9 protein-coding genes and 4 tRNA genes are annotated in these 12,506 nt (G+C 69.5%); 5 read left to right on the plus strand and 8 right to left on the minus strand.

The genetic code is table 11. The features are described 5' to 3' along the window. Window positions 1-93 precede the first annotated feature (93 nt). Both purF and purM read left to right on the plus strand, forming a co-directional pair. Entirely contained in the window at window positions 94-1,611 is a 1,518-nt protein-coding gene (gene purF / locus ACFPP6_RS23285; RefSeq protein WP_336007178.1) for an amidophosphoribosyltransferase, read from the plus strand. 41 nt (window positions 1,612-1,652) lie between these two features. Then, complete coding sequence (purM, locus tag ACFPP6_RS23290; RefSeq protein WP_382045578.1) at window positions 1,653-2,720, plus strand: phosphoribosylformylglycinamidine cyclo-ligase; 1,068 nt, start codon at window positions 1,653-1,655, stop codon at window positions 2,718-2,720. A 176-nt stretch (window positions 2,721-2,896) separates the two neighbouring features. Here the strand turns inward: purM and ACFPP6_RS23295 are convergent, their stop codons facing one another. Together ACFPP6_RS23295 and ACFPP6_RS23300 are read right to left on the minus strand one after the other, a co-directional pair. Further along, complete coding sequence (locus ACFPP6_RS23295; protein ID WP_058047541.1) at window positions 2,897-3,154, minus strand: DUF3073 domain-containing protein; 258 nt, start codon at window positions 3,152-3,154, stop codon at window positions 2,897-2,899. A 391-nt stretch (window positions 3,155-3,545) separates the two neighbouring features. After that, entirely contained in the window at window positions 3,546-4,676 is a 1,131-nt protein-coding gene (locus ACFPP6_RS23300; protein ID WP_382045581.1) for a Leu/Phe/Val dehydrogenase, read from the minus strand. Between the two features lie 202 nt (window positions 4,677-4,878). On the opposite strand from ACFPP6_RS23300, the gene ACFPP6_RS23305 reads away from it, so the two are divergent. After that, window positions 4,879-5,763 (plus strand): DUF8083 family protein, encoded by an 885-nt coding sequence (locus ACFPP6_RS23305; RefSeq protein ID WP_382045584.1) that lies wholly within the window; start codon window positions 4,879-4,881, stop codon window positions 5,761-5,763. A 468-nt stretch (window positions 5,764-6,231) separates the two neighbouring features. Further along, window positions 6,232-6,438: a developmental transcriptional regulator BldC gene (gene bldC, locus ACFPP6_RS23310; protein ID WP_003949541.1), complete on the plus strand. Its 207-nt coding sequence runs from the start codon at window positions 6,232-6,234 to the stop codon at window positions 6,436-6,438. A 473-nt stretch (window positions 6,439-6,911) separates the two neighbouring features. On the opposite strand, the gene ACFPP6_RS23315 is transcribed toward bldC, so the two are convergent. The 6 genes from ACFPP6_RS23315 to ACFPP6_RS23340 all read right to left on the minus strand — a co-directional run bounded on the left by ACFPP6_RS23315 (window position 6,912) and on the right by ACFPP6_RS23340 (window position 11,890). Beyond that, entirely contained in the window at window positions 6,912-7,142 is a 231-nt protein-coding gene (locus tag ACFPP6_RS23315; RefSeq protein WP_382045587.1) for a DUF6274 family protein, read from the minus strand. A 104-nt stretch (window positions 7,143-7,246) separates the two neighbouring features. Then, window positions 7,247-7,321, minus strand: a tRNA-Asp gene (locus tag ACFPP6_RS23320). Between the two features lie 137 nt (window positions 7,322-7,458). Further along, a complete protein-coding gene (gene hrpA / locus ACFPP6_RS23325) occupies window positions 7,459-11,415 on the minus strand; it encodes an ATP-dependent RNA helicase HrpA (protein WP_382045590.1) in 3,957 nt (1,318 codons plus the stop codon). 190 nt (window positions 11,416-11,605) lie between these two features. Further along, window positions 11,606-11,679: transfer RNA gene (locus tag ACFPP6_RS23330), tRNA-Phe, on the minus strand. A 24-nt stretch (window positions 11,680-11,703) separates the two neighbouring features. Then, window positions 11,704-11,778 (minus strand) — tRNA-Asp (locus ACFPP6_RS23335). Between the two features lie 39 nt (window positions 11,779-11,817). Next, a tRNA-Glu gene (locus tag ACFPP6_RS23340) sits at window positions 11,818-11,890 on the minus strand. Window positions 11,891-12,069: 179 nt separating this feature from the next. Between ACFPP6_RS23340 and ACFPP6_RS23345 the strand changes: the two genes are divergently transcribed. Beyond that, on the plus strand, window positions 12,070-12,420 hold the full coding sequence (locus ACFPP6_RS23345) for a metallopeptidase family protein (protein ID WP_058047578.1): 351 nt from the start codon (window positions 12,070-12,072) through the stop codon (window positions 12,418-12,420). The last annotated feature ends 86 nt before the right edge of the window (window positions 12,421-12,506 follow it).

Here is a 12,506-nt window from a genome sequence, read left to right on the forward strand (position 1 = left end):
TTCGCTGTGCGCGCCGAGTGGCTGTGCGTGGTGTGAGGCATCACCGGTCGTCCCCGGTTCGGATGAACCTCCTCCCTGCCATAGACTCAAGGTGTGCCTCGTGGTGACGGACGACTCAGCCACGACCTGCTCCCCGGTGAGAAGGGCCCCCAGGACGCATGTGGCGTCTTCGGTGTCTGGGCTCCGGGTGAAGAGGTCGCCAAACTCACCTATTTCGGGCTGTATGCGCTGCAGCACCGTGGACAGGAGTCCGCGGGCATCGCAGTGAGCAACGGCTCCCAGATCCTCGTCTTCAAGGACATGGGACTGGTTTCCCAGGTCTTCGACGAAACCTCCCTCGGCTCCCTCCAGGGCCACATCGCGGTCGGTCACGCCCGCTACTCCACCACCGGAGCCTCGGTGTGGGAGAACGCCCAGCCGACCTTCCGGGCGACCGCCCACGGCTCGATCGCCCTGGGCCACAACGGCAACCTGGTCAACACGGCCGAGCTGGCCGAGATGGTCGCGGCCCTCCCCCGGGAGAACGGCCGTGCCACCCAGGTCGCGGCGACCAACGACACCGACCTGGTCACGGCCCTCCTCGCGGGCCAGACCGACGCCGAGGGCAAGCCGCTGACCATCGAGGAGGCGGCCGCCAAGGTCCTTCCCCAGGTCAAGGGCGCCTTCTGCCTCGTCTTCATGAACGAGCACACGCTCTACGCCGCCCGTGACCCGCAGGGCATCCGCCCGCTGGTCCTCGGCCGCCTGGAGCGCGGCTGGGTGGTGGCCTCCGAGACGGCCGCCCTGGACATCTGCGGCGCCACGTTCGTCCGCGAGATCGAGCCCGGCGAGCTCATCGCCATCGACGAGCACGGCGTGCGCACCAGCCGCTTCGCCGAGGCCCGCCCCAAGGGCTGCGTCTTCGAGTACGTGTACCTGGCCCGTCCCGACACCGATATCGCGGGCCGGAATGTCTACCTTTCCCGTGTGGAAATGGGCCGCCGGCTCGCCGCCGAGGCCCCGGTCGACGCCGACCTGGTGATACCGACCCCGGAATCCGGCACCCCCGCCGCCGTCGGTTACGCGGAAGCCAGCGGCATTCCGTACGGCACCGGCCTGGTCAAGAATTCCTACGTCGGCCGGACCTTCATCCAGCCGAGCCAGACCATCCGCCAGCTCGGCATCCGGCTCAAGCTCAATCCGCTCAAGGAAGTCATCAAGGGCAAGCGCCTGGTTGTCGTCGACGATTCCATCGTCCGCGGCAATACCCAGCGCGCACTCGTCCGGATGCTCCGCGAGGCGGGCGCCGCCGAGGTGCACGTGCGGATTTCCTCCCCGCCGGTGAAGTGGCCGTGTTTTTTCGGCATCGATTTCGCCACCCGCGCCGAGCTGATAGCCAATGGCATGAGCGTCGAGGAGATCGGCCGGTCGCTGGGCGCGGATTCCCTCGCGTACATCTCCCTCGACGGCATGATCGAGGCGACCACCATCGCCAAGCCGAACCTCTGCCGCGCCTGCTTCGACGGCGAGTACCCCATGGCGCTCCCCGACCCCGAGCTGCTCGGCAAGCAGCTCCTGGAGACCGAGCTGGCCGGTGGCACGGATGCCGCCGATGCGCTCCGTCGTCCGTAAACGCCTCCGCAGTACCGAACGACACGAAAGTTCTCAAACTCATGTCTGAGACCACCGGTGCCAGCTACGCAGCCGCGGGCGTCGACATCGAAGCGGGCGATCACGCCGTCGAGCTGATGAAGAAGTGGGTCAAGAAGGCCACCCGCCCGGAGGTCGTCGGCGGCCTCGGCGGTTTCGCCGGGCTCTTCGACGCCAGCGCGCTCAAGCGGTACGAGCGCCCCCTCCTGGCCTCCGCGACCGACGGAGTCGGCACGAAGGTCGACATCGCCCGCCGCATGGGCGTCTACGACACCATCGGCCACGACCTGGTCGGCATGGTCGTGGACGACCTGGTCGTCTGCGGCGCCGAGCCGCTGTTCATGACCGACTACATCTGCGTCGGCAAGGTCTACCCCGAGCGGGTCGCCGCCATCGTCAAGGGCATCGCCGAGGGCTGTGTGCTCGCGGGCTGCGCGCTGGTCGGCGGCGAGACCGCCGAGCACCCCGGGCTGCTCGGGCCGGACGAGTTCGACGTGGCCGGTGCGGGCACCGGTGTGGTCGAGGCCGACCGGGTGCTGGGCACCGATCGCATCCGTACGGGTGACGTCGTCATCGCGATGGCCTCGTCCGGACTTCACTCGAACGGGTACTCACTGGTCCGCCATGTGCTCTTCGACCGGGCCGGCTGGGAGCTGGACCGTGAGGTTCCGGAGTTCGGCCGGACCCTCGGCGAGGAGCTGCTGGAGCCCACCCGGATCTACTCGCTGGACTGCCTGGCGCTCACCCGCACGGCCGAGGTGCACGCCTTCTCGCACATCACCGGCGGCGGTCTCGCCAACAACCTGGCCCGGGTCGTCCCGGACCACCTCCACGCCACCGTCGACAGGGCGACCTGGACGCCGGGCGCGGTGTTCGACACCGTGGGCCGGCTCGGCGGGGTGGAGCGGCTGGAGCTGGAGAAGACGCTGAACATGGGCGTCGGCATGATGGCGGTCGTGCCGCCGGAGTCCGTGGACGTCGCCCTTTCGGTCCTCGCCGACCGGGGCGTGGACGCCTGGGTCGCGGGTGCGATCACCGAGCGCGGCGATCAGGCCGAGGCCGTGGCCCTGACCGGTGACTACGCGAGCTGAGGCGAACGGCCGCTGGTGGGCAGCCGTGCCGCTGAGGCGGTACGGGTGCGCATCAGCGGCCCGCACCCGGGAGACGGATCAGCCGTGTGCCGGCACCGGCACGGCGCACAGCATCCGGGCAGCACAGAACCCGGTCCGAGGTCAGGCCTCGAACCGGGTCAGTGGGAGTTACAGCGTCAAGCGCGGCGACGGTAAGGAGAGTCGGACGGAGCCTGCTCGTCCTCGTCCTCATCGTCGTTGTAACGACTCGCGTACTGAGCGTACGGGTCGTCATCCAGCTCATCGTCCTTTTCGAGCGGCTCGCTGTTCGGCGGCTGCTTCGTCGGCGATGCGCCCAGCTCATTGGCCAGACGTGAGAGGTCGGTCCCGCCGCTGTTGTACTTCAGCTGGCGGGCGACCTTTGTCTGCTTGGCCTTGGCCCGGCCGCGCCCCATGGCTCGACCCCCTCAATGACGGGGCTCGACGGCCCCAGAGTCTTGACACGCGTTCACGTTCATGAGTCAGAGCGGACCCCCGTGGAGGGATCCGGCCTGTAGGGCTTCAACGGTACCTGCTTCCGCGGCCATACGGTACGTCGCCCGCATGACGTGCCACGCAGCACAACCCTAGGGGAGCCCCGTCCCCGCTGGTCAGCTGCGATTTTAACGTGTCTTGTGCCCCGACCCGCCGATGGGTGGTGAGAGATGTCTCGCTCACCACCTCATCGGACGGGGCTGTAGGGACCGCTAGGGGCGCTCGGCCCGCCCGGCCGGCCACGCGGTGTCCGCCGACCGGTCACCCGTCGTGCGCAAAGCGCCCTTACCGGACGGTTCTACCGGTCGGTAGCTAGGCCCCGGCGGCCGCCCGGGCCTCGGCCATGCGCTGCTCGGCCAGCCGGTCGGCAGCGGCGGCGGGCGGAATGCCGTCGGCCTTGGCCCGATCGAATATGGCCAGAGTCGTGTCGAAAATCTGGTTCGCCTTGGCCTTCGCGCGGTCGAAATCAAACCCGTGCAGTTCGTCCGCGACCTGGATCACTCCGCCGGCGTTCACCACATAGTCGGGCGCATAGAGGATGCCGCGGTCCGCGAGGTCCTTCTCGACGCCGGGGTGGGCGAGCTGGTTGTTGGCCGCGCCGCAGACCACGCTCGCGGTCAGGGCGGCCACCGTGTCGTCGTCCAGGGCGCCGCCGAGGGCGCAGGGGGCGTAGACGTCGAGCGGGGTGCGGACCAGGACGCCGGCGTCCGTCACCGCGGTGACCTGCGGGTGGCGGGCCAGGATGCGCTCGACGGCCTCCGTCCGGACGTCGGTGATCACGACCTCCGCGCCGTCCTCGACCAGGTGCTCCACCAGGTGGTGACCGACCTTCCCGACGCCCGCGACGCCGACCCGGCGGCCGCGCAGCGTCGGCTCGCCCCACTGGGTCTGTGCGGCGGCGCGCATGCCCTGGAAGACGCCGAAGGCGGTGAGCACCGAGGAGTCGCCGGCGCCGCCGTTCTCGGGGGAGCGGCCGGTGGTCCAGCGGCACTCGCGGGCGACCACGTCCATGTCCTGGACGTAGGTGCCGACGTCGCAGGCGGTGACGTAGCGGCCGCCGAGGGAGGCCACGAAGCGACCGTAGGCAAGCAGGAGCTGTTCGGTCTTGATCTGGTTGGGATCGCCGATGATCACGGCCTTTCCGCCGCCGTGATCCAGGCCCGCCAGCGCGTTCTTGTAGGACATGCCGCGGGAGAGGTTGAGGGCGTCCAGCACCGCGGCCTCTTCGGAGGCGTACGGATAGAACCGGGTGCCGCCGAGGGCGTTGCCCAGGGCGGTGGAGTGGATGGCGATCACGGCCTTGAGGCCGCTCTCGCGGTCCTGGCAGAGGACAACCTGCTCGTGGCCGCCCTGATCGGACCGGAACAATGTGTGCAGCACGCCGTCGGCTTCCGGGGGTCCCCCCTGCACGGAGTGCTTGGGGGAGGGACGTACGTCAGTCACTGTGGTGACTCCATATGTCGCGGAGGTTGCCCTCCGGGGGTGGTGGAGGGCCGGTTGGCAAGAGGGTAAGACCTGTCGGCCCGACCGGCCGGTCCCGTGCGGAGGATCACTCTCCCGGGGAGCGGTGCCATGGGACGATTTGCACGGTACGGGGAGGGTTCGGCAACTCCCTGCAGTGTCCTGCGGTTTGAGGGGAGCACGTGTGGGCTCGGCTTCGTCGGTGACTGTCCCGTACGCGGCGTACCTGCGGGTTTACGAGCCGCTGGGCGCCTTTCCGGAGCCGGAGCGCACGCACTGGGAGCGCTACGCCCGGCGCGAGGCGCTCCCCTGCGCCCAGGACGAGCTCCGGCGCTCGCTCGCCGACCTCCTGCCCACCCCGCCCGTGCCGGTTCCGGTGCACGAGAGCGGCGAGGCCTTCGTGACCGTCCAGGACGGGGTGCTGTGCGTCTGCCCCTGGCGCACCCGGCTGCGCGGCTGGCTGGCGCTGGGGGAGCTGTCCGAGACCCTGCCCGCGCCGGTCCTGGACGCGGCGCTGCCGCCGGTGGTGCGCCGGCAGGCGGAGGCGGACTACGAGCGCTGGCAGGAGCGCAACCCCGACGCCCGGCCGTGGATCCGCACGGCCACCTGGCAGGTGCCGCTGCGCTGGTTCGTGCTCTTCTCGGACGAGGAGCGCGAGTACGGCAAGACGGGCGAGTACGCGGGGGAGGGGGAGCCGGGCCGGGGCGGCCAGGCGGGCCGGGACGGGCTCGTCCTGCGCTACCGCACGCCGATGGTGCAGGCCAGACGGCGGGTGGCCCGGGGGCTGCGCACGCTCAAGGACGCCATCGACGAGGGTCCGCTGATCGACGGCCTGGTGGACGTCGGGCGGTGGCTCGAGGAGTTCCACCCGCGCTCCCTGGTGGAGCTGGACTACGGCGGTCTGGTCCATATGGTGCCCGAGGCGCAGCTCGCCGAGGATCATTCCGCCGGGGACACGGCGGAGGGGCTCGCGGCGTTGCGCGCGGGGGATGGGGTGCGCGCGGGGAGGGCGTACGAGCGCTTGACGGAGCGCTGGAGCGCCGTACGCAACCGGCAGTACGCCAATTGAAGTCTTGGTGCGAGAAGCCCCGGGACCTAGGTCCCGATCCGGGCCATTGCGGCAACCGTGACCTAACGCACTTTCGTCAGGTCTTGCGCCCATCGCCCATCCGCGTGGCAAAATAGGACAAGGAGTCCGGGAAGGGCTCCTTCCGTCCAACTACGGGCGGATTGATCGGTATTGCACTCCTTGGCGGGTCTGGTGACCCCTGATCCCGCTGTGACTGATCGTCACGGTGGCGTGACTGTCCGCTATGGCATGGTCCATCGGCTTCCGTCGAGGTTGAACACCTGAGAGGGCAATTCCATCGGTTTGGCCGACGTGGCTGGACAGATGGTGTAGTTGTAGTGCCGAGGACAAGCCGTTCGTCCTATAACCGACTCGGCCCGCGTCCGCCATTTCGGGCAACGCGGGTCAAGGTGCAGAATTTAGAGGAAAGAACCGACTCCACGTCAGGTTCTCCCGAGGAGGCCGCTCATGACCGCTCGCACCCCTGATGCCGAGCCGCTGCTGACCCCGGCTGAGGTTGCCACGATGTTCCGCGTGGACCCGAAGACGGTCACCCGTTGGGCCAAGGCTGGCAAGCTCACGTCCATCCGCACGCTCGGAGGACACCGCCGTTACCGCGAAGCGGAGGTCCGCGCCCTGCTGGCGGGCATTCCGCAGCAGCGCAGCGAGGCCTGAACAACCGCATCACCGGGCGTTTTCCGGGGCCCCCAACCCGGCCTGCGCCCAGCTAGCTCCACCTGAAGCACCATCTGGCTACAAGCGACCGGTACCTGCCCCAACAGGTCCGCAGCCCACCGACTTGGGCGAGTCGTCGATCGCGCTGGACTCCGCCGGGTCCAGCGCGATCTTTTTATGCCCGCACGCCGCCTCGAGCGGCCCTCGACGACCGTGCCCGACTGTGGGCAGCGTGAGCCGGCAACGCACCCGTACGGACCCGCGGGCCCACCCTTTCGGGTGGAGTGCAATTGCACATATTAAATTGACCCGTTGTAGGCCAGGGGTAAGTTCCCTCGGTCGGGAAACTCTTTCGGTGACTCCCATCACAGTGCGACGTGCTTGTCACTCATCGTGCCGCTGCGGTAAAGAGCCCGGTGAGCAACACGCGCATCCGCCCTGCGGCCGACTGCCGCCGGATCAGGCGCCGTTGGTCACCCGGAAGCCGCCCCGGCCTCCCCGGCGCCCCTGGGCTCGGACACCGGCCCCGACGCGGCCTCCTGGGCGAGCCGCAGCAGCCGGTGGCACACGGCGCAGTGACGGGTCAGATGGCGATACCCCGAGGCGCCCGAGGCGGCGGACAGATGGGCGCGCAGCAGCGCCCTCGTCTCGTGCCTGATGTTCTCGGTCCGCTTGGCCTGGGTCCGGGTGGTGGTTGTCGTCATGGAGCGCAGCACCTCCACTGTCTGGGTACCCCTGGCACGTGTCCCAGTCAAGGTCGAATGCGAGAAGGCCCGGATCCCTGAGGGATCCGGGCCTTCAACCGATGCGGTCCTGACGGGATTTGAACCCGCGGCCTCCACCTTGACAGGGTGGCGAGCACTCCAAACTGCTCCACAGGACCTTGCTTGCTTGCCGCTCTCGCGGGCTTGCGAAAGAGACTCTACAGCAGGTCAGGGGGTGCGGTCGAACCCGATCACGGAAGCGGCCCCCGAACGGGTCCCGCACCGCGGGGGCGGCCCGCCCGCACCCCTGCGCCCCCTAGGGCGCCAGCTGATCGATGGCCTTCACGATCCGCTTGTCCGAGACCGGGTGCGCCGTCCCCAGGGCGTGGGCGAAGTAGCTCACGCGGAGCTCCTCGATCATCCAGCGGATGTCGAGCGCCTCCTGGGGCACCGGGCGTCCCTTGGGGAACTGCTCCAGCAGCCACGCGTACTCGTCCTGCATCTCCTTCACCTTCGCCATCCGGGCGCGGTCCCGGTCGGCGTTGGAGGGCAGCTGGGTCAGCCGCCGGTCGACCGCCACGAGATAGCGCAGCAGGTCCGGCAGCCTGCGCACACCGTGGGCGGTGACGAAGCCGGGCTTGATGAGCCCCGCCAGCTGCTCCTTGACGTCCGACAGGGAGGACATGAGCGTCAGGCTCGTGGTGGCCTTCAGCCGGCGCTCGCACGCCTGCCAGGCGGCCAGCACCTCCTGCACCTTGCGGATGGCGTCCAGCGTGGCGTCCACGATGTCCGCCCGTACCGCGTCGAAGAGCTTGCGGAAGGATTCTTCGTCCCAGACGGGCCCGCCGTGCGCCGCCATCAGCTTGTCGGCCGCACCCGAGACGCAGTCCTCGAAGAGCGCCTGGACGGAGCCGTGCGGATTGCGCGACAGGGCGAGCTTCTGCTGGTTGCCGAGCTTGTCCTGCGCGAATTTCGCGGGGTTGGACGGCAGGTTCAGCAGGATCAGCCGGCGGGTGCCCCGCCACATGGCCTCGCGCTGCTCCGGCTCGGTGTCGAAGAGCCGCACCGCGACCGAGGACCCCTCGTCCACCAGCGCCGGGTACGCCTTGACCGGCTGGCCGGCCCGCCGCGTCTCGAAGGTGCGCGGCAGCGTGCCCACCGTCCAGGACGTGAGCCCCGAGCGCTGCTCCGGGGCGCCGCCGCCGGTGCCGCCGGCCTTGGCGGCCCCTGCGGCCTGCTCGAAGGCCTTGGAGATCGCCGCCTGCGTCTTCGGCTTGAGCCGCAGCCGCAGCGCCTCCAGGTCCTTGTCCTCGGCGATCTTGCGGCGCCGCTCGTCGACGACCCGGAAGGTGATCTTCAGGTGCTCGGGGACCTTGCCCAGGTCGAAGTCCCCCGGGTCCAGCCGGACCGCCGTCATCCGGTGCAGCTCGCGCGCCAGCGTGACCGTCAGCGACTCCTGCAGCGGCACGGCACGGTCCAGGAAGGCCTTGGCGAAATTCGGCGCCGGCACGTAGTTCCTGCGGATCGGCTTGGGCAGGGAACGGATCAGCTCCGTCACCAGGTCCTCGCGCAGCCCCGGGATCTGCCAGTCGAAGCCCTCGGCCGAGACCTGGTTCAGCACCTGCAGCGGAACGTGGACGGTCACGCCGTCCGCATCCGCCCCGGGCTCGAACTGGTACGTCACCTTGAACTTCAGCCGGCCCTGCCGCCAGGAATCCGGATAGTCGTCCTTGGTGACGGCCCCGGCGTTCTCGTTGATGAGCATCGACTGCTCGAAGTTCAGCAACTCCGGCTCGTCGCGCCGCTTGTGCTTCCACCACGAGTCGAAGTGCGCGCCCGAGACGATGTGTTCGGGCAGCCGCTGGTCGTAGAAGTCGAAGAGCGTCTCGTCGTCCACCAGGATGTCCCGGCGGCGGGCGCGGTGTTCCAGCTCCTCGACCTCGCCGAGCAGTTTGCGGTTGTCCTGGAAGAACTGATGGTGCGTCCGCCAGTCGCCCTCGACCAGGGCGTTGCGGATGAACAGCTCGCGGCTGGTCTCCGGGTCGATCCGCCCGTAATTGACCTTCCGCTGGGCGACGATCGGCACGCCGTACAGCGTCACCCGCTCGTACGCCATGACGGCCGCCTGCTTCTGCTCCCAGTGCGGCTCGCTGTAATTGCGCTTCACCAGGTGCTGGGCGAGCGGCTCGATCCACTCCGGCTCCACCTTGGCATTGACCCGCGCCCACAGCCGCGAGGTCTCCACCAGCTCCGCCGACATGATCCAGCGCGGCTGCTTGCGGAAGAGCGCCGAGCCCGGGAACACCGCGAACTTCGCGCTGCGGGCACCCAGGTAATCGTTCTTCTCGGTGTCCTTCAGCCCGATGTGCGAAAGCAGGCCGGCCAGCAGCGACTGGTGCACCCGGTCCGGGGCCGCGTCCTCCTCGGCCATGTGGACGCCCATGGACTTCGCGACCGTGCGCAGCTGCGAGTAGATGTCCTGCCATTCGCGTATGCGCAGGTAGTTCAGGAACTCCGACTTGCACATGCGCCGGAACGCCGACGACGACAGCGCCTTCTGCTGCTCGCGCACATAGCGCCACAGGTTCAGGAAGGCGAGGAAGTCGCTCGTCTCGTCCTTGAAGCGGGCGTGCTGCTGATCGGCCTGCGCCTGCTTCTCCGAGGGCCGCTCGCGCGGATCCTGGATGGACAGCGCGGCCGCGATGACCATGACCTCGCGGACGCAGCCGTTACGGTCGGCCTCCAGGACCATGCGGGCCAGCCGCGGGTCCACCGGGAGCTGGGCGAGCTTGCGGCCCAGCTGCGTGAGCCGCTTTTTCGGGTCCTTCTGCGCCGGATCCAGCGCCCCCAGCTCGACCAGCAGGTCGACGCCGTCCTTGATGTTGCGGCGGTCCGGCGGGTCGATGAACGGGAACTTCTCGATGTCACCGAGCCCGGCCGCGGTCATCTGCAGAATGACGGAGGCCAGGTTCGTACGGAGGATCTCCGCGTCCGTGAACTCCGGGCGGGCGAGGAAATCGTCCTCGGAATACAGCCGGATGCAGATGCCGTCCGACGTACGGCCGCAGCGGCCCTTGCGCTGGTTGGCGCTGGCCTGGGAGACCGCCTCGATCGGCAGCCGCTGGACCTTGGTGCGGTGGCTGTAGCGCGAGATCCGGGCGAAACCGGGGTCGATCACGTAGCGGATGCCGGGCACCGTCAGGGACGTCTCCGCGACGTTCGTCGCGAGGACGATCCGGCGGCCCGTATGGCGCTGGAAGACCCGGTGCTGCTCGGCGTGGGAGAGGCGGGCGTACAGCGGCAGGATCTCGGTGAACCTGAGCTTCTTCTTCTCCAGCGCGTCCGCGGTGTCGCGGATCTCCCGCTCGCCGGAGAGGAAGACCAATATGTCGCCGTCGCCCTCGCGCTGCAGCTCCTCCACCGCGTCGCAGATCGCCGTGATCTGATCGCGGTCGGAATCGCCGGAATTCTCCTCCAGCAGCGGCCGGTACCGCACCTCCACCGGATACGTGCGCCCGCTGACCTCGATGATCGGCGCGTCGCCGAAATGGCGCGAGAAGCGCTCGGGGTCGATGGTGGCCGAGGTGATGACGACCTTGAGGTCGGGGCGGCGCGGCAGCAGCTGGGCGAGGTAGCCCAGGATGAAGTCGATGTTGAGGCTGCGCTCGTGCGCCTCGTCGATGATGATCGTGTCGTACTGGCGCAGCTCGCGGTCCGTCTGGATCTCGGCCAGCAGGATGCCGTCCGTCATCAGCTTGACCAGCGTGTCCTCGCCGACCTGGTCGGTGAAGCGGACCTTCCAGCCGACCGCCTCGCCCAGCGGGGTGCGCAGCTCCTCCGCGACGCGCTCCGCGACCGTGCGGGCGGCGATCCGGCGGGGCTGGGTGTGCCCGATCAGGCCCCGGACACCGCGGCCGAGCTCCATGCAGATCTTGGGGATCTGGGTGGTCTTGCCGGAGCCGGTCTCGCCCGCCACGATCACGACCTGGTGGTCGCGGATCGCCGCGAGGATCTCGTCCTTCTTCTGGCTGACGGGGAGCTGCTCGGGATAGGTGACGGCCGGCACGGCGGCGCGGCGGCCGGCGACGCGCAGCTCGGCCGTATCGACCTCTGCCGTGATCTCGGCCAGGACGGCCGCACGGGCCTCGGGCTTGCGGATGCGGCGGGCCCCGTCGAGCCGCCGGCCCAGGCGCTGCGCGTCGCGCAGCGTCAGCTCGGGCAGGCGGGCGGCGAGGTCGGCGAAGGCGGCGGGGGCGGCAGGCTGCGTAGACATACGAAGTCCAGGATCGCACCACGCGCGGGGAAGCGGCGAACCCATTTAGGGGCGCGGTGGCGCCCCCGCGGGCCACCGGAGGGCTCGCCCCGGGGAGCTTCCGCACCCCGGGAGGCAGCGGGCTCCGGCTCCGGAAGCCGGCGGGCCCGGAAAAGCACTGAGCCCCCCGTCGAAGACGAGGGGCTCACTGTGGCTGGGGCCGGGGTCGAACCGGCGACCTTCCGCTTTTCAGGCGGACGCTCGTACCAACTGAGCTACCCAGCCACGCAAGCACCGAGATGCTTGCAGCGGTCCTGACGGGATTTGAACCCGCGGCCTCCACCTTGACAGGGTGGCGAGCACTCCAAACTGCTCCACAGGACCTTGCTATGTGCGAGCACTAGTCTCGCACACGGTACAGCGTGCCCCCAACGGGATTCGAACCCGTGCTACCGCCTTGAAAGGGCGGCGTCCTGGGCCACTAGACGATGAGGGCTGATGGCCCACCTGGGCGCTTCGCAGCGCCTCGGGGACGTGAGAAGCATATGGGATGGAGAGGGGGAACGCCAAAACGGTTTCCCGGAGGCGGCGCGAGGGGTGGACGCAGGCGGCGCGACGGGGCGGACAGGGGCGGCGCGGGGGCCGTACGGAAGGACGTGCCGGACAATGGCGAGCGTGCTGGAGATGACGCGCGAGGAGTTCGAGGAACTGGTCGCCGAGGCCCTGGACCGGATCCCGCCGGAGCTGACGCGGCTGATGGACAACGTCGCGGTGTTCGTCGAGGACGAGCCCCCGGCGGAGGACCCGGAGCTGCTCGGCCTCTACGAAGGGACGCCGCTGACCGAGCGCGGCGAGTGGTACGCGGGTGTCCTGCCGGACCGGATCACCATCTACCGCGGGCCGACGCTGCGGCTGTGCTCCTCCAGGGAGGAAGTGGTGGAGGAGACCGAGGTGACGGTGGTTCACGAGGTGGCCCACCACTTCGGCATCGACGACGAGCGGCTGCACGCGCTCGGCTACGGGTGAGCGCACGGGCCCGGCTATGGGTGAGCGCACGGGCCCGGCTACGGGTGAGCGCACGGGCCCGGCTACGGGCGAGTGCACGGGCCCGG

Source organism: Streptomyces aureoversilis (genome assembly GCF_042657885.1).
Classification (GTDB): Bacteria; Actinomycetota; Actinomycetes; order Streptomycetales; family Streptomycetaceae; genus Streptomyces; species Streptomyces aureoversilis.